This is a genomic window from Pseudomonas sp. MYb60 (assembly GCF_002979555.1).
GTDB lineage: Bacteria > Pseudomonadota > Gammaproteobacteria > Pseudomonadales > Pseudomonadaceae > Aquipseudomonas.
Genome location: NZ_PCOZ01000018.1, coordinates 42,594 through 59,545 on the forward strand (window position 1 = coordinate 42,594; position 16,952 = coordinate 59,545).

The following is a 16,952-nucleotide window of genomic DNA, read 5'->3' on the forward strand; positions in this document are numbered from 1 at the left end:
GGACTAAGGTCAGACGTTAAAAGTTGTAAGCCCAAGGTAAATAGCCGGTAAAGCCGCTTTTCTAAACGCGCTCCAGTGCTTATCTTTCAGCCTCCCGAAGAAGAAGCTCTCGCGCCCAATGGTTGATCACTCCATGCAATCGTCCCCCCGCAATTCCCGTCGCTGGCTGTTCGGCCTGCTTGTGCTGCTGGTTATCGCCGGCCTGTGCTGGAAATTCTGGCCCGCCAGCCACACCGACGCCGCCGCGCAGAAGCAGGCCGGGCGTGCCGGTAAGTCGGGGATGATGCGCCCGGGCTTCGGCGGCTCCACCGAGCCGGTGCCGGTGCGCGTTGCGCCGGTGGTGCTGGGGGAATTCCCGGTGTACTACAAGGCCCTGGGCACAGTGACCGCGCTCAACACCATCAATGTGCGCAGCCGGGTGGGCGGCGAGTTGGTCAAGATCGCCTTTGAAGAGGGGCAGCGGGTCAAGGCCGGCGACCTGTTGGCCGAGATCGACCCACGCAGCTATCAGAACGCCTTGCTCCAGGCCCAGGGCACGTTGCTGCAGAACCAGGCCCAGTTGAAAAACGCCCAGGTCGATGTGCAGCGCTATCGCGACCTTTATGCCCAGGACAGTATCGCCAAGCAGACCCTGGACACCGCCGAAGCGCTGGTTTTGCAATACCAGGGCACGGTCAAGACCAACCAGGGCGCGGTGGATGACGCCAAGCTCAACCTCGAGTTCACCAAGATCCGTGCACCCATCAGCGGTCGTGTGGGCTTGCGCCAGATCGACGTCGGCAACCTGGTCTCGGCCAACGACACCACGTTCATTGCCGTGATCACCCAGACCCAGCCGATCAGCGTCGCGTTCACCCTGCCGGAAAACTCCCTGGAAACCGTGCTCACCCGCTACCACGCCGGCAACCAGATGCCCGTGGAAGCCTGGGACCGTGGTGACGCGAAGCAGCAGGCCGCCGGCGTGCTGCAGAGCCTGGACAACCAGATTGACGTCACCACCGGCACGCTGAAATTCAAGGCGCGCTTCGATAACAAGGACCAGGCGCTGTTCCCCAACCAGTTCGTCAACGTGCACCTGCTGGCCGACACCCTGCACAACGTCGTGCTGGCGCCCTCGGCGGCGATTCAGTTTGGCAATGCCGGCACCTTCGTCTACGTGCTGGACGGCGACAAGAAGGTCAAGGTACAGCCGCTGGTGGTGGGTGATACCGATGGCGACAATACCGTGATCAAGCAGGGCCTCAAGGCGGGTGACCGTGTGGTGCTGGAAGGCACCGACCGTCTCAAGGACGGCAGCGAGATTGAAGTGGTCAACGACAGCAGCGAAGTGCCGACCACGCCGACTGAGCACCTGCAAGGCAAACCAGCGGCCAAAGGGGAGACCGGCACCACCGCCGGCAAGGCGCAAAAGGTCGGTTCATGAACCTGTCGCGGCTGTTTATCCTTCGCCCGGTCGCCACCACGCTGAGCATGCTGGCCATTGTTCTGGCCGGCATCATTGCCTACCGCCTGTTGCCGGTTTCGGCCTTGCCCCAGGTGGATTACCCGACCATCCGCGTGATGACCCTGTACCCCGGCGCGAGCCCGGACGTGATGACCAGCGCGGTCACCGCGCCGTTGGAGCGCCAGTTCGGGCAAATGCCCGGCCTCACGCAGATGGCGTCCACCAGTTCCGGCGGCGCGTCGGTGCTGACCCTGCGCTTCAACCTCGACATCAACATGGATGTCGCCGAGCAACAGGTGCAGGCCGCGATCAACGCTGCCACCAACCTGTTGCCCAATGATTTGCCGGCGCCGCCGGTGTACAACAAGGTCAACCCGGCGGACACCCCGGTACTGACCCTGGCCATCACCTCCAAGACCATGCTGTTGCCCAAGCTCAATGACCTGGTCGACACGCGCATGGCGCAGAAAATCGCCCAGATCAGCGGCGTTGGCATGGTCAGCATTGCCGGCGGCCAGCGCCAGGCCGTGCGCATCAAGGTCAACCCCGAGGCCCTGGCGGCGAATGGCTTGAACCTGTCGGATGTACGCACCCTGATCGCCGCGTCCAACGTCAACCAGCCCAAGGGCAACTTCGACGGCCCCACGCGGGTGTCGATGCTCGACGCAAACGACCAATTGGTTTCGCCCCAGCAGTACGCCGAACTGATCCTGGCCTACAACAACGGTGCACCGTTGCGCCTGAAGGATGTAGCGCAGATCGTCGATGGCGCCGAAAACGAACGCCTCGCCGCCTGGGCCAACGAAAACCAGGCCGTGCTGCTCAACATCCAGCGCCAGCCGGGCGCCAACGTGATCGATGTGGTGGACCGCATCAAGGCGCTGCTGCCGAGCATCACCGATAACCTCCCGGCCGGTATCGACGTGACGGTACTCACCGACCGCACCCAGACCATCCGCGCCTCGGTGACCGACGTACAGCACGAGCTGCTGATCGCCATTGCCCTGGTGGTGATGGTGACCTTCCTGTTCCTGCGCCGGGTCAGCGCCACGATCATTCCTTCCATCGCCGTGCCGCTGTCACTGGTGGGCACCTTCGGCGTGATGTACCTGGCGGGTTTCTCCATCAACAACCTGACGCTGATGGCGCTGACCATTGCCACCGGCTTTGTGGTAGACGATGCCATCGTGATGCTGGAGAACATTTCCCGCTATATCGAGGAGGGCGAAACGCCGATGGCGGCAGCGCTCAAGGGCGCCAAGCAGATCGGTTTCACCTTGATTTCCCTGACGCTGTCGCTGATCGCGGTGTTGATCCCGCTGCTGTTCATGGCTGACGTCGTGGGACGCCTGTTCCGCGAATTCGCCATCACCCTGGCGGTGGCCATCCTGATTTCCCTGGTGGTGTCCCTGACCCTCACGCCGATGATGTGCGCGCGCTTGCTCAAGCGTGAACCCAAGGAAGAAGAGCAGAGCCGTTTCTACCGAGCCAGCGGTGCGTGGATCGATTGGTTGGTTGCACGGTACGGCAGCCTGTTGCAGTGGGTGCTCAGGCACCAGCCGCTGACGTTGCTGGTGGCCATCGCCACGCTGGCCCTTACCGTGTTCCTGTACCTGATCGTGCCCAAGGGCTTTTTCCCGGTGCAGGACACCGGGGTGATCCAGGGCATTTCCGAAGCGCCGCAGTCGATCTCCTTTGCCGCCATGAGCCAACGCCAGCAGGCGTTGGCCAAGATCATCCTGGCCGACCCGGCGGTGGAAAGCCTGTCGTCCTACATCGGTGTGGACGGCGACAACGCCACCCTCAACAGCGGTCGCCTGCTGATCAATCTCAAGCCCCACGCCCAGCGTGACTTGAGCGCCGTCGAAGTGATCAACCGCCTGCAACCGCAAATGGACAAGCTGGTGGGGATCCGCCTGTTCATGCAACCGGTGCAGGACCTGACCATCGAAGACCGTGTGAGCCGCACCCAGTACCAGTTCAGCATGTCCTCGCCGGACGCCGAGCTGCTGGCGCTGTGGAGCGACAAGCTGGTACACGCCCTGGCTCAGTTGCCGGAACTCACCGATGTGGCCAGCGACCTGCAGGACAAGGGGTTGCAGGTGTTTCTGGTGATCGACCGTGATGCGGCCTCGCGCCTGGGCGTCAGTGTGTCGACCATCACCGACGCGTTGTACGACGCCTTTGGCCAACGGCAGATTTCCACCATCTACACCCAGGCCAGCCAGTACCGCGTGGTGTTGCAGGCTCAGTCCGGTGAAACCCTGGGGCCGGATGCGCTGAACCAGATCCATGTCAAAACCACCGATGGCGGCCAGGTGCGCCTGTCCAGCCTGGCTCGTGTGGAACAGCGCCAGGCGCAGTTGGCGATTGCCCACATCGGCCAGTTCCCGGCGGTCATGATGTCGTTCAACCTGGCCCCCGGCGTGGCGCTGGGCAAGGGCGTGGAGCTGATCAACCAGACGCAGCAGGACATCGGCATGCCGGTGGGCGTGCAGACCCAGTTCCAGGGCGCGGCGCAGGCGTTCGAAGCGTCGCTGTCGAGCACCTTGCTGCTGATCCTGGCGGCCGTGGTGACCATGTACATCGTGCTCGGCGTGCTCTACGAGAGCTACATCCACCCGATCACCATCCTGTCCACCTTGCCGTCGGCAGCGGTAGGGGCCTTGCTGGCGTTGCTGCTCAGCGGCAATGACCTGGGCATGATCGCGATCATCGGCATCATCCTGCTGATCGGTATCGTCAAGAAGAACGCGATCATGATGATCGACTTCGCCCTCGACGCCGAACGCAACCAGGGCCTTGATCCGCAGACGGCCATTTACCAGGCGGCGCTGCTGCGCTTCCGTCCGATCCTGATGACCACCCTGGCCGCGCTGTTTGGCGCGGTGCCCTTGATGCTCGCCAGCGGCTCTGGCGCCGAGTTGCGTCAGCCGTTGGGCCTGGTGATGGTGGGCGGCCTGCTGGTGAGCCAGGTGCTGACCCTGTTCACCACTCCGGTGATCTACCTGTATTTCGACCGCCTCGGTCGCCGCTGGCGCAAAGAGCCGCAAAGCCTGGAGCCGGTTGAGTCATGAACCTGTCCGGACCTTTCATTCGCCGGCCGGTAGCGACCATGCTGCTGAGCCTGGCGATCATGTTGCTGGGCGGGGTGAGTTTCAACCTGCTGCCGGTGTCGCCGCTGCCGCAGATCGACTTCCCGGTGATCGTGGTGTCGGCCAGCCTGCCGGGCGCCAGCCCCGAGGTGATGGCGTCTACGGTGGCAACGCCGCTGGAGCGCTCGTTTGGTGCGATTGCCGGCGTCACCACCCTGAGCAGTTCGTCGAGCCAGGGCTCGACACGGGTGATCCTCGCGTTCGACTCCGACCGCGACATCAACGGTGCGGCGCGCGAAGTGCAGGCCGCGATCAACGCCTCTCGCAACCTGTTGCCCAGCGGCATGCGCAGCATGCCCACCTACAAGAAGATCAACCCGTCCCAGGCGCCGATCATGGTGCTGTCGCTGACTTCGGACGTGTTGCAGAAAGGCCAGTTGTACGACCTGGCCTCGACCATCCTGTCTCAGAGCCTGTCCCAGGTGCCGGGCGTGGGCGAAGTGCAGATTGGCGGCAGCTCCCTGCCGGCGGTGCGCATCGAGTTGGAGCCCAAGGCCCTGGACCAATACGGCGTGGCCCTGGACGATGTGCGCAACACCATCGCGAACGCCAACCAGCGGCGGCCCAAGGGGTCGCTGGAAGACGCCGAACGCAACTGGCAGATCCAGGCCAACGACCAGTTGGAAAAGGCCAAGGACTACGAGCCCCTGCTGATCCGCTACCAGAACGGCGCCGCCCTGCGCCTGGGTGATGTGGCCAAGATCAGCGATGGGGTGGAGGACCGCTACAACAGCGGCTTCTTCAACAACGAACCGGCGGTGCTGCTGGTGATCAACCGCCAGTCCGGGGCCAACATCATCGAGACCGTGCGGCAGATCAAGGAACAGTTGCCGGCGTTGCAGGCGGTGCTGCCGTCCAGCGTCAAGCTCAACCTGGCCATGGACCGTTCGCCGGTGATCACCGCGACCTTGCATGAAGCCGAGATGACCTTGCTGATCGCCGTGGCCCTGGTGATCCTCGTGGTGTACCTGTTCCTCGGCAATTTCCGTGCGTCGCTGATCCCGACCCTGGCCGTGCCCGTGTCGCTGGTGGGCACCTTTGCGGTGATGTACCTCTACGGCTTCTCGTTGAACAACTTCTCGCTGATGGCGCTGATCCTCGCCACCGGACTGGTGGTGGACGATGCCATCGTGGTGCTGGAAAACATCTCTCGGCATATCGACGACGGCGTGCCACCGATGAAGGCGGCCTACCTGGGGGCCCAGGAAGTCGGCTTCACCTTGCTGTCGATGAACGTGTCGCTGGTGGCGGTGTTCCTGTCCATCCTGTTCATGGGCGGGATCGTCACCAACCTGTTCCGCGAGTTTTCCATCACCCTGTCGGCGGCGATCATCGTCTCGCTGGTGGTGTCGCTGACCCTCACGCCGATGCTCTGCGCGCGCTGGCTCAAGCCCCACGTCAAAGGGCACATGACTGGCGTGCAGCGCTGGAGCCAGAAAATCAACGACCGCATGGTGGCCGGTTATGCCACCAGCCTGGACTGGGTGCTGCGCCATCGTCGCCTGACCTTGCTCAGCCTGTTGATCACCGTCGGCGTCAACATTGCGCTGTACGTGGTGGTGCCGAAGACCTTCATGCCCCAGCAGGACACCGGCCAGTTGATCGGTTTTGCCCGTGGCGATGACGGCCTGTCGTTCAACGTGATGCAGCCCAAGATGGAGATTTTCCGCCAGGCAGTGCTCAAAGACCCTGCGGTGCAGAGCGTGGCGGGCTTCATTGGCGGTAACAACGGGACCAACAACGCGACCATGCTGGTGCGCCTCAAGCCCATCAGCGAACGCAAGGTTTCTGCCCAGGCGGTGATCGAGCGGCTGCGCAAAAGCGTACCGCCGGTGCCCGGTGGGCGGCTGTTCCTGATGGCCGACCAAGACCTGCAATTTGGCGGCAGCCGCGGGCAGAGCAGCGCACAGTATTCGTACATTCTGCAAAGCGCAGACCTGGCCGCGTTGCGCCTGTGGTACCCGAAAGTGGTGGCAGCCATGCGCGAGCTGCCGGAGCTGACCGCCATCGATGCCCGTGAAGGCCGGGGTGCGGCGCAGGTCACGCTGGTGGTCGACCGTGACCAGGCCAAGCGCTTGGGGATCGACATGGACATGGTCACCTCGGTGCTCAACAACGCCTACAGCCAACGGCAGATTTCAACCATCTACGACAGCCTCAACCAGTACCAGGTGGTGATGGAGGTCAACCCGAAATACGCCCAGGACCCGATCACCCTCAACCAGATGCAGGTGATCACTGCCGATGGCGCGCGGGTGCCGTTGTCCACCATTGCCCATTATGAGAACAGCCTGGCGGACGACCGTGTCAGCCATGAAGGCCAGTTCGCGTCGGAAACCATCGCGTTCGACATGGCGCCCGGCGTCACGGTGGAGCAGGGCACGGCCGCTATCGAGCGAGCGATTGCCAAGGTCGGCTTGCCGGAGGACGTGATCGCCAAGATGGCCGGCACCGCCGATGCATTTGCCGCGACCCAGAAGGGCCAGCCGTTCATGATCCTCGGCGCGCTGGTGGCGGTGTACCTGGTGCTGGGCATTCTGTATGAGAGCTACATTCACCCGCTGACCATCCTCTCGACGCTGCCGTCGGCGGGCGTTGGCGCGTTGCTGTCGATCTACCTGCTGGGCGGGGAGTTCAGCCTGATTTCCCTGCTGGGCTTGTTCCTGCTGATTGGCGTGGTGAAGAAAAACGCGATCCTGATGATCGACCTGGCGTTGCAACTGGAGCGCCACGAGCGCATGACGCCGCTGGAGTCGATCCGCAGCGCCTGCCTGCTGCGTCTGCGGCCGATCCTGATGACCACGCTGGCAGCCATCCTTGGCGCCTTGCCGCTGCTGCTCGGCTCCGGCGACGGCGCGGAAATGCGCCAGCCCCTGGGCCTGACGATTATTGGCGGCCTGGTGTTCAGCCAGGTCCTGACCCTCTACACCACCCCGGTGGTCTACCTCTATCTCGACCGCGCGCGCCATCGCTTCAACGCCTGGCGCGGCGTGCGTACCGATGCTGCCCTGGACACTGCGCTATGACCGATTCAATTAACGCCAACGTTCCGCGATCCTCTGCAGGCGCTGGCTTGCCGGCGAGACACTCAAAGGCAGCGCGTGCTTCCAGGCTCGGCGCGTCATCGTTGACGGTTTTCGCGAGCAAGCTCGCGCCTACCGTGGGTTTGGCGCTCTTGCTCAGCGCGTGCGCCATCGGCCCCGATTACAAGCGCCCGGAGGTGGTCGAGCCGGTGCAATTCAAGGAAGCCCAGGGCTGGCGCCAGGCCGCGCCCAGCGACGCCCTGGCCCGTGGCGCCTGGTGGGAGCTGTACGGCGACCGCCAGCTCAACGACCTGGTCACACGCCTGAACACCTCCAACCAGACCGTGGCCCAGGCCGAAGCGCGTTTTCGCCAGGCACAGGCCCTGGTGCGCAGTTCCCGTGGCGCGTTTTACCCCACCGTGGACCTCAGCGCCGGCAAGACCCGCGCCAGCCAGGGCACCGGCAGCAGCAGTGCGAGCCTGAGCAGCTCCAGCAGCGGTATCCGCGATACCCTCAACGCCCAGTTGGGCGTGAGCTGGGAGGCGGATATCTGGGGCAAGCTGCGCCGTGGCCTGGAAGCCAATGAAGCCAGCGCCGAGGCCAGTTCGGCGGACCTTGCCGCCATGCGCTTGAGCCAGCAATCGGAGTTGGTCCAGAGCTACCTGCAACTGCGGGTGATGGACGAACAGACCCGCTTGTTGCAAGCCACCCTGGACACCTATCAGCGCTCCTTGCAAATGACCCAGAACCAGTACCGCGCCGGCGTCTCCGGCAAGGACGCGGTTGCCCAGGCGCAGACCCAGCTCAAGAGCACCCAGGCCAGCCTGATCGATCTGATCTGGCAGCGTGCCCAACTGGAAAACGCGATCGCCGTGCTGATCGGCGAAGCGCCGGCCAACTTCAACCTGGCGGTGAGCCAGGACATACCGGCACTGCCACAGATTCCGCTGAGCCTGCCGTCGCAATTGCTGGAACGCCGCCCGGACATCGCCTCGGCAGAACGCTCGGTCATTGCTGCCAACGCCAATATCGGCGTGGCCAAGGCGGCCTATTACCCGGACCTGAGCCTGAGCCTGGCGGGGGGTTATTCCAGCAGCACCTACGCCAACTGGATCAGCCTGCCGAACCGTTTCTGGTCGGTGGGGCCCAAGCTCGCGATGACTCTGTTCGACGGCGGCCAGCGCTCGGCGGAAGTCGATCGCACCGTGGCCAGCTACGATGAAACCGTGGCCAAGTACCGCCAGACCGTGCTGGATGGTTTCCGCGAAGTGGAAAACTATATGGTGCAGCTCAAGGTGCTGGAGGACGAGGCGGTGGTCAGCAACGAAGCGCTGGACGCCGCGCGTGAATCCCTGCGTCTGACCCAGAACCAATACAAAGCGGGCTTGATCGCTTATCTGGACGTTGTGCAGGTACAGGCGACCGCCTTGAGCAATGAGCGCACGGTGCTGACCCTGCTGCAAACGCGCCTGGTGGCCAGTGTCCAGTTGATCGCGGCTCTGGGCGGTGGCTGGGACGGGCAGATGCCCATCGAGAACAAACCGTGAGACGCTGATCTTCTCTCCAACCAACTGATTTATATGGTTTTTATAGACGTAAGATTGACGTCAAAAAGACAATGATGGCTATACGATAATTAATCAACTGTACAAGAATTATTCTCGCTACAATCGGCCGCTTTGCACCCCCGGCACAGGCTGATCCCGCCTGTCTGTAGCGAGAAATTCCATGCTCATCGGCAGTTATTCACCTTCTCTGGTCGTGATCTCCCTGTTCGTCGCGATCCTGGCTTCCTACACTGCGCTGGACTTGTCCGGCCGCATCGCCACCGCCCGGGGGCGGGCGGTGTATTTGTGGATCGCGGGCGGCGCGATCGCAATGGGCATCGGTGTGTGGTCGATGCACTTCATCGGCATGCTGGCGCTGCGCTTGCCGTTTGCCTTGGGTTTCGATTTAGGCATTACCGCGTTCTCGTTGCTGGTGGCCGTGTTGTCCAGCGGCTTCGCCCTGTGGCTGGTCAGCCAGCCGCAATTGCCGGCCTGGCAAGTGGGGTTTGGCGCGCTGGTCATGGGCACTGGCATCGCGGCCATGCATTACACCGGGATGGCGGCAATGCGCATGACCCCGGGCATCGACTACGACCCGAGCCTGTTCGGCGCCTCGCTGCTGATCGCGGTGGCTGCGTCCGGCGCGGCACTGTGGATCGCCCACAACCTGCGTCGCAACACGCCATATGTGCGCCTGCTGCGGGGCGCAGCGGCGGTCGTGATGGGGTTTGCCATTGTCGGCATGCACTACACCGGGATGGCTGCGGCCCGCTTTGCCGATGAGAGTTTCTGCGGTGCCGCGCTCAATGGCTTGAGCGGCAAGGGCCTGGATAACCTGGTGCTGGTCACCACCCTTGCGGTACTCGCCATCGCGCTGCTGACCTCGCTGTTGGACGCGCGCCTGGAAGCCCGCACGGCGGTGCTGGCCGACTCTCTCAGCCTCGCCAACCAGGAGCTGACCCACCTGGCCCTGCACGACATGCTCACCGGGCTGCCCAATCGCACCTTGCTGGCCGACCGCATTCAACAAGCCATGCAGGCGGTCAAGGAGCAAGGGGGGTGCTTTGCGCTGATGTTTATCGACCTGGACGGCTTCAAACCGGTCAACGATGCCTTCGGCCACTACATGGGCGACCAGTTGCTGCGGGAAGTCGGCCTGCGCCTGCGCGAAGACTTGCGCAGCCATGACACCCTGGCCCGCATCGGCGGTGACGAATTTGTCTTACTGGTGCAACTGGCCCAGCCTGACGACGCGCTGCGTCTGGCCGAGCGCCAGGTGGGGCTGATCAACCAGGCGTTCCATGTGGCGGAGCATGAGCTGAAAATTTCGGCCAGCATCGGCATTGCCCTTTTCCCGGGCAACGGCGGCAACCCCCACGAGCTGCTGATGAACGCCGACGCCGCCATGTACCACGCCAAGGGCATGGGCAAGAACGGCTACAGCTTCTTCGACGTGTCGATGAACACCAACGCGCGCAAGCAACTTCAACTGCTGCAGGACCTGCGCAACGCCATCGAACACGAGCAATTTCGCTTGTATTACCAGCCCAAGTTCGACGCCGTCACCGGCATTGCAGTCGGCGCGGAGGCGCTGCTGCGTTGGGAGCATCCGCAGCAAGGCCTGTTGCTGCCAGCGATGTTTATCGAGTTGGCGGAAAAAACCGGGCTGATCATTCCGATGGGTGAGTGGGTGCTCAACGAGGCCTGCCGTCAGATGCGCGTGTGGTACACCGAAGGGTATGAGGATTGGCGCATTGCGGTGAACCTGTCGGCGTTGCAGTTCTGCCACGCGGGGCTGGTCAACAGTGTGGCGGCGGCATTGGAACGCCACCAGTTACCCGCCAACAGCCTGACCTTGGAAATCACCGAAACCACGGCCATGAGCGACGCCGACGCGAGCATGACGGTGCTCCAGCAGTTGTCGGACATGGGCGTCGACCTGTCCATCGATGACTTCGGTACGGGTTATTCCAGCCTGATGTACCTCAAGCGCCTGCCGGCCAACGAGCTGAAGATCGACCGTGGCTTTGTGCGCGACCTCGAACACGACAGTGACGACGCGGCCATCGTGTCGGCCATCGTCGCCCTCGGCCAGGCACTCGGCCTGCGCATTGTCGCCGAAGGCGTGGAAACCGATGTGCAGCAAAACTTCCTGACACGCCTGGGCTGTAATTCGCTGCAAGGCTTTCTGCTGGGGCATCCGTTGCCGGCGGACGGCTTCATGGCCGACATCCAGCGCGCCGAGCTTGCCCTGGTGCCTGACAAAAGCCACGGGTGACGGGTATTCTCTGAGCCAGCCATAAACATCAGGTTGAGTCAGGAGCGCGCGCACATGGACAAAGTGGTCATCATCACCGGGGGCAGCCGTGGGATTGGCGCCGAGACGGCCTTGCTGGCCGCTCGCCAGGGTTATCGTATCTGCATCAACTACCATGCCAACGAGGACGCCGCCCTGCGCGTGCTCGAACAGGTGCGCGGCCTGGGTGCCCAGGCCATCGCCGTGCGTGCCGACGTAAGCCGCGAAGATGAGGTGATCGGGTTGTTCAAGCGTGTCGACGCTGAGTTGGGCCGGGTCACCGCGCTGGTCAACAATGCGGGTACGGTGGGGCCCAAGTCGCGGGTCGATGAGATGTCCGAGCTGCGTATCCTCGACATCATGAAAACCAATGTGCTGGGGCCGATCCTGTGCGCCAAGCACGCAGTGCTGCGCATGTCGCCGCGCCATGGCGGGCAGGGCGGCAGCATCGTCAACGTGTCTCGGTGGCCGCGCGCCTCGGGTCGCCGGGAGAATATGTCGATTACGCGGCGTCCAAGGGCGCACTCGACACCTTCACCCTGGGCTTGTCCAAGGAAGTCGCGGGCGAGGGCATTCGCGTCAATGCGGTGCGGCCTGGTTACATCTTCACAGACTTTCATGCCTTGAGTGGCGATCCGGACCGGGTCAGCAAGCTCGAGTCGGGTATTCCCATGGCCCGTGGCGGGCGCCCGGATGAAGTGGCTGAGGCGATTATCTGGCTGTTGTCGGATAAAGCGTCCTACGCCACGGGCACGTTTCTGGACCTGGGTGGTGGTCGCTAGGCATGGGTTCAGGTGCGTAAATGCTTCAGCACCGAATAACCCTTTTCGGAAAACGCCTTGAGTACGCTGGCTTCCGAGTTATCCAGCGTGCCATAGCCGTTGCTGGCAAAGCCGTCAATGTTGCCGTTGCGGCTGTGGATGGCGTTCAAGTGGCGGTCGTCGAGGTTGTCGATAAATCGCAAGACTTTATCCAGGTCGTAGGCCGCGTTTGCCCGGGCCTCAGGGTCGGGGTTGGCATGGGTCCAATCGCCCACCTGCCGTCGCAGATCATCGATCATGTGGTAGTTGTCGCGGTTGTCAAGGAAGCTCTTCAGCAGGGAGCTTTTTTCGATGATGCTGTCGGCAGAGCGATGGTCGCCGTCAGGGCGGCCCATGGGGCCGTTCATTTCGCGCACCTGCTTCTGCTCGTCATCGCGCATGTAGTGGGGGGGCACGCGCGGCGGTGTGTGGGAAGAAATGCTCGTCGTCTTCATGGAAAGTCTCCAGGTTGAACAGGGAAAAGGTTTGCCCTGTGTGACATCCTGGCGAGTTTGGTTCCGGTTCAAAACGAACGCACGATTCTTCCTAGCGTTTCCATGGCTTTTTCCGACGTCTCGGTCCACGGGCTGCCGTAGTTCAAGCGAATGCAATTCCTGAAACGCTGGGTGGCCGAGAAGATCGGCCCCGGCGCGATGCTGATGCCTTGGGCCAAGGCCATCTGGAACAGCTTGAGCGAATCGATCGCCTCTGGCAGCTCAAGCCACAGGAAGTAGCCGCCTGCGGGCTGGCTGACGCGGGTCTGCGCCGGGAAGTAGCGCGCAATCGCCGCCAGCATGGCGCTTTGCTGTTCCTCCAGGGCGTAGCGCAATTTGCGCAGGTGGCGGTCGTAGCCGCCGTGTTGCAGGTAATCGGCAATCGCCGCCTGGGCCGGCATGGACGGGCACAGTGAGGTCATCAGCTTTAACCGCTCGACCTTCTGCGCAAAGCGCCCGGCGGCCACCCAGCCGACTCGATAGCCCGGCGCCAGGCTCTTGGCGAACGAGCCGCAGTGCATCACCAGGCCCTCGGTGTCGAAGGCCTTGGCCGGTTTTGGCGCGTGTTGTCCGTAATACAACTCGGCGTAGACATCGTCTTCGATCAGGGGCACCTGATGGCCGCGCAGCAATTCCACCAGCGCCTGTTTCTTTGCCTCGGGCACGGTGGCGCCCATGGGGTTCTGGAAGGTGGTCATGCTCCAGCAGGCCTTGATCGGATAACGCTCGAGCGCTTGCGCCAGGGCGCCGAGGTCGATGCCATCACGAGGGTGCACGGGGATTTCCACCGCCTTGAGTTTCAAACGCTCCAGCACTTGCAGGCAGGCGTAGAACGCCGGCGCTTCGATGGCCACCAGGTCGCCAGGTTCAGTGACGGCTTGCAGGCAGAGGTTGAGGGCCTCGAGTGCGCCGTTGGTGATCAGCAGCTCCTCCATCGGCAGCATCAGCCCGCCGACCATGTAGCGCAGGGCGATCTGCCGCCGCAGTTGGGGGTTGCCCGGCGACATGTCGGTGACCACCAGGCGCGGGTCCATTTCGCGGCTGGCGCTTGCCAGGGAGCGGGCCAGTCGCGGCAGCGGGAACAGCATCGGGCTGGGGAACGCCGAGCCGAACGGCACCGTGTTGGGGTCCTTGATCGAGTCGAGCACCGAGAACACCAGCTCGCTCACGTCAACCTCGGTGGATTCGTGCACCGTTTCGCTCACCACCGGCTCGGAAAACGGGCTGGGTGCATGGGTGTTGACGAAGTAGCCGGAGCGCGGCCGCGCGCGGATCAGGCCGCGGCGCTCCAGCAGGTAGTACGCCTGGAACACCGTGGACGGGCTGACGCCGTAGGTCTGGCTGGCATAGCGCACCGAGGGCACGCGCTGGCCGGGACCTAGGACGCCGGAGCGGATCAGTTCTGCGATGTCGTCGGCGAATTTTTCGTAGCGTTTCATGGCAGCCTTAAACAATTTTTGGGTACAGGCACCGATCAACGTCAGTGCCGGGTGTCAGCGATTCAACGGCGCCACGAAGCGGCTATCGGCCGCGCTGTAGACCCACGGCTCATCCACGTCCGTGACCCTGAAACGCACGGTCTGCGAGCTGCTCGCGGGTTTATCCGCCAGCATCGCGACTGACACCGGTACGTCGATGATTTCCCCGGGGGCCAGGCGTACCTGGGTGTTGCCGTGCAGTTCGAAGCCTTGCGCGTCCACCAGTTCCACGCGGTATTCCTGGGGCTGCTGGGTCTTGTTGATGACCTTGAGGCTGTAGATGTTTTCGATCTGGCCCTGGGCGTTCTCACGGAAAAGACCCCGGTCCTTGGTCACGTCCAGCGACACCATCGGCCGCTCCACCAATGCCACCACCAGTGCGGCAATCATCATCAGCAGCACCGCACTGTAGCCGATCAGGCGCGGTCGTAGCAGCCGGGTGTTGCCGCCTTGCAGTTGATGCTCGCTGGTATAGCTCACCAGGCCACGGGGATAACCCATCTTGTCCATGATCGAATCGCAGGCATCGATGCACGCTGCACAACCAATGCATTCCATTTGCAGGCCGTCGCGGATGTCGATGCCGGTAGGGCACACCTGCACGCACAATGTGCAATCGATGCAGTCACCCAGGCCGGCGTCGGCGGGGAGGGTCTCGCGTTTACGCGGGCCCCGGCGTTCGCCACGGGCGGCGTTGTAGGCAATGGTCAGGGTGTCCTTGTCGAACATCACGCTCTGGAAGCGCGCGTACGGGCACATGTGCATGCACACCGCTTCGCGCAGCCAGCCGGCGTTCAGGTACGTGGCCGCAGTGAAAAACAGCACCCAGAACAGGCTCACACCGCCCACTTGCCAGGTCAGCAGGTCGGTGGCCAGGGGGCGGATCGGCGTGAAGTAGCCGACAAAGGTCAGCCCCGTCAGCACGCTGATGCCCAGCCATAGGGTGTGTTTGGCTGAGCGTCGCGCCAGCTTGTTCAGGTTCCAGGGGGCCGCGTGCAGTTTGATGCGTTGGTTGCGCTCGCCCTCGGTGACCTTTTCGCACCACATGAACAACCAAGTGAATGAGCTCTGCGGGCAGGTGTAGCCGCACCACACGCGGCCGGCGAAGACGGTGATGGCGAACAGCCCGAAGGCGCAGATGATCAGCAGCGCTGACAGCAGGATGAAATCCTGCGGCCAGAAGGTCGCGCCAAAGATGTGGAATTTGCTTTCAGCCAGGTCCCACAGCACGGCCTGGCGACCACCCCAGTTCAGCCACACCGTGCCGAAGAATGCCAGGAACAGGAAGCCGGCACCGCTCACGCGCAAGGTGCGGAACATGCCGGTAAAACTTCGGGTGTGAATCAGGGTATCGCTGGATGTGGCCTTCACCTTCGTCGGGTGGATGGGCACAAAGGTTTCCACGGTGGGGATTCGTTCGCTCATGGTCGTTCGCTCAACAGCCTCCATCAGGCCGATGAACTATGCGCGCCGGTCTGTTTGCAGAACAGACTCAGCTAGGGCGATAAAAAGCGGATCAGATGAGCGGCCGGGCAAGCGCTGCGACAATCAGCTGCACCCCGCAGGCAAAGGGGCGCAGCTTTATTCGGTGGGTGCTGACACAGATCAATCAAATCAGCGAACCAGGCTCCTCGGCCTTTACATGATTGCGACCATCGCTAGCGCCAGCCACGGTGAGGGCATCGGCCTCCGCCTCGGTGATGTAGATTTTCTGGGCGGCCAATTCCACGTAAGACATGGACTTGTCATCGTCGGTCAGTACGGTCACTCGGGTGGCGGGCAGGCTTTGTTCCTGGCCATCCTCGGCAAGCTTGAAGTAGCACATTTGATGTTCGATACGTACGGTCATGCCGATCTCCTTCCCATAGGATTATGAACATTAGGGCGGGGACCGCCCCGCGGGTTCAAGGCAACTGACTGGCGGTCGCTGCTGTCCATCCTTTATCGACAATTAAAAGGACAGCTTCCATGGACGCCTGGTGGCACGAAGTGTGGCAAACCCTGCAAGCCGAGTTCGCCGATATCGGCGATGCCAGGCAACTGACCCAGATCACGGTGCGCCTGCTGATCGCGGCCATCCTGGGCGGCATTCTGGGCTTCGAACGCGAGAGCAAGGGCAAGGCGGCGGGCGTCCGTACCCATATGCTGGTGGCGCTGGGCGCAGCGTTGTTCGTGATGGTGCCGCAGATGTCCGGCAGCCAGGCGGATGCCATGAGTCGGGTGGTGCAGGGCGTGATTGCCGGAATCGGCTTTTTGGGGGCGGGCACTATCATCAAGGGCAAGGATGATGAAGAGGGGCACGTCAAGGGGCTGACCACCGCCGCCGGCTTGTGGATGACCGCTGCGATTGGGGTCTCGGCCGGACTCGGTCGGGAATCGACAGCGGTGCTGAGTACCTTGCTGGCATTGGCGGTGTTCAGTGTGATGCCGAAAATCGTCAAACGCTTCGAGAAAGATTGACGATCACTGGCGGCATGGTGGTCGGAGGCTCCTCCACGACAGGCTTTTCCTGCGGCGGTTCTTCCTCGGGAATTTCTTCCGGGCCGGGCGGCAGCACGGGTTTGTCGATGTTCGGGTCCGGGGTTTCTGCAGGGATCGGGATATTCATGGGTGTGGCCTCCTTTGTGCTTGGCTCTATCGGTGGACAGCCGTCAGGGGGAATTGATTCCCCGCCCAATGGCGGCACATCCACCTGAACTTTTCGCGCGGCCCCGG

Annotated in this window: 11 protein-coding genes and 1 pseudogene; 7 read left to right on the plus strand and 5 right to left on the minus strand. The window is 62.9% G+C overall.

Going from position 1 to position 16,952, the window contains the following annotated elements:
• Window positions 1–118 precede the first annotated feature (118 nt).
• The 6 genes and pseudogenes from CQ041_RS22310 (at window position 119) to CQ041_RS22335 (ending at window position 12,247) form a co-directional block, all read left to right on the plus strand.
• Window positions 119–1,423 carry an MdtA/MuxA family multidrug efflux RND transporter periplasmic adaptor subunit gene (locus CQ041_RS22310; RefSeq protein ID WP_105524408.1) on the plus strand — a complete coding sequence of 435 codons (1,305 nt, stop codon included), beginning with the start codon at window positions 119–121 and terminating at the stop codon, window positions 1,421–1,423.
• Window positions 1,420–4,521, plus strand: coding sequence for an MdtB/MuxB family multidrug efflux RND transporter permease subunit (locus CQ041_RS22315; RefSeq protein ID WP_105524407.1), 3,102 nt, complete (start codon window positions 1,420–1,422; stop codon window positions 4,519–4,521). The genes CQ041_RS22310 and CQ041_RS22315 overlap by 4 nt, the downstream gene beginning before the upstream one ends.
• A complete protein-coding gene (locus CQ041_RS22320; protein ID WP_105524406.1) occupies window positions 4,518–7,625 on the plus strand; it encodes an efflux RND transporter permease subunit in 3,108 nt (1,035 codons plus the stop codon). The genes CQ041_RS22315 and CQ041_RS22320 overlap by 4 nt, the downstream gene beginning before the upstream one ends.
• A complete protein-coding gene (locus CQ041_RS22325) occupies window positions 7,622–9,169 on the plus strand; it encodes an efflux transporter outer membrane subunit (protein WP_105524405.1) in 1,548 nt (515 codons plus the stop codon). Before CQ041_RS22320 ends, CQ041_RS22325 begins: the two co-directional genes overlap by 4 nt.
• Window positions 9,170–9,350: 181 nt before the next feature.
• The gene (locus CQ041_RS22330) at window positions 9,351–11,447 is read left to right on the plus strand and encodes a bifunctional diguanylate cyclase/phosphodiesterase (RefSeq protein WP_105524404.1); all 2,097 of its coding nucleotides are present in this window, start codon (window positions 9,351–9,353) and stop codon (window positions 11,445–11,447) included.
• Window positions 11,448–11,501: 54 nt separating this feature from the next.
• A pseudogene (locus tag CQ041_RS22335) lies at window positions 11,502–12,247 on the plus strand (SDR family oxidoreductase).
• 8 nt (window positions 12,248–12,255) lie between these two features.
• On the opposite strand, the gene CQ041_RS22340 reads toward CQ041_RS22335, so the two are convergent.
• The 4 genes from CQ041_RS22340 to CQ041_RS22355 all read right to left on the minus strand — a co-directional run bounded on the left by CQ041_RS22340 (window position 12,256) and on the right by CQ041_RS22355 (window position 16,086).
• The gene (locus CQ041_RS22340; protein ID WP_231501165.1) at window positions 12,256–12,720 is read right to left on the minus strand and encodes a hypothetical protein; all 465 of its coding nucleotides are present in this window, start codon (window positions 12,718–12,720) and stop codon (window positions 12,256–12,258) included.
• A gap of 68 nt (window positions 12,721–12,788) precedes the next feature.
• Window positions 12,789–14,198 carry a GntR family transcriptional regulator MpaR gene (gene mapR, locus CQ041_RS22345; RefSeq protein WP_105524449.1) on the minus strand — a complete coding sequence of 470 codons (1,410 nt, stop codon included), beginning with the start codon at window positions 14,196–14,198 and terminating at the stop codon, window positions 12,789–12,791.
• Between the two features lie 54 nt (window positions 14,199–14,252).
• Window positions 14,253–15,662 carry a cytochrome c oxidase accessory protein CcoG gene (gene ccoG / locus CQ041_RS22350; RefSeq protein ID WP_105524403.1) on the minus strand — a complete coding sequence of 470 codons (1,410 nt, stop codon included), beginning with the start codon at window positions 15,660–15,662 and terminating at the stop codon, window positions 14,253–14,255.
• A gap of 184 nt (window positions 15,663–15,846) precedes the next feature.
• Complete coding sequence (locus CQ041_RS22355) at window positions 15,847–16,086, minus strand: DUF3203 family protein (protein ID WP_105524402.1); 240 nt, start codon at window positions 16,084–16,086, stop codon at window positions 15,847–15,849.
• Window positions 16,087–16,205: 119 nt separating this feature from the next.
• Here CQ041_RS22355 and CQ041_RS22360 point away from each other — a divergent pair, with 119 nt between their 5' ends.
• A complete protein-coding gene (locus CQ041_RS22360) occupies window positions 16,206–16,697 on the plus strand; it encodes an MgtC/SapB family protein (protein ID WP_105524401.1) in 492 nt (163 codons plus the stop codon).
• On the opposite strand, the gene CQ041_RS26420 is transcribed toward CQ041_RS22360, so the two are convergent.
• Complete coding sequence (locus tag CQ041_RS26420) at window positions 16,675–16,845, minus strand: hypothetical protein (RefSeq protein ID WP_177429412.1); 171 nt, start codon at window positions 16,843–16,845, stop codon at window positions 16,675–16,677. The genes CQ041_RS22360 and CQ041_RS26420 overlap by 23 nt on opposite strands.
• Window positions 16,846–16,952 lie beyond the last annotated feature (107 nt).

Excerpts from the sequence above, each read along its gene's own strand:
- CQ041_RS22310 (WP_105524408.1), top strand. The coding sequence starts at position 119 with ATGGTTGATCACTCCATGCAATCGTCCCCCCGCAATTCCCGTCGCTGG.
- CQ041_RS22315 (WP_105524407.1), top strand. The coding sequence starts at position 1,420 with ATGAACCTGTCGCGGCTGTTTATCCTTCGCCCGGTCGCCACCACGCTG.
- CQ041_RS22320 (WP_105524406.1), top strand. The coding sequence starts at position 4,518 with ATGAACCTGTCCGGACCTTTCATTCGCCGGCCGGTAGCGACCATGCTG.
- CQ041_RS22325 (WP_105524405.1), top strand. The coding sequence starts at position 7,622 with ATGACCGATTCAATTAACGCCAACGTTCCGCGATCCTCTGCAGGCGCT.
- CQ041_RS22330 (WP_105524404.1), top strand. The coding sequence starts at position 9,351 with ATGCTCATCGGCAGTTATTCACCTTCTCTGGTCGTGATCTCCCTGTTC.
- CQ041_RS22340 (WP_231501165.1), bottom strand. The coding sequence starts at position 12,720 with ATGAAGACGACGAGCATTTCTTCCCACACACCGCCGCGCGTGCCCCCC.
- mapR (WP_105524449.1), bottom strand. The coding sequence starts at position 14,198 with ATGAAACGCTACGAAAAATTCGCCGACGACATCGCAGAACTGATCCGC.
- ccoG (WP_105524403.1), bottom strand. The coding sequence starts at position 15,662 with ATGAGCGAACGAATCCCCACCGTGGAAACCTTTGTGCCCATCCACCCG.
- CQ041_RS22355 (WP_105524402.1), bottom strand. The coding sequence starts at position 16,086 with ATGACCGTACGTATCGAACATCAAATGTGCTACTTCAAGCTTGCCGAG.
- CQ041_RS22360 (WP_105524401.1), top strand. The coding sequence starts at position 16,206 with ATGGACGCCTGGTGGCACGAAGTGTGGCAAACCCTGCAAGCCGAGTTC.
- CQ041_RS26420 (WP_177429412.1), bottom strand. The coding sequence starts at position 16,845 with ATGAATATCCCGATCCCTGCAGAAACCCCGGACCCGAACATCGACAAA.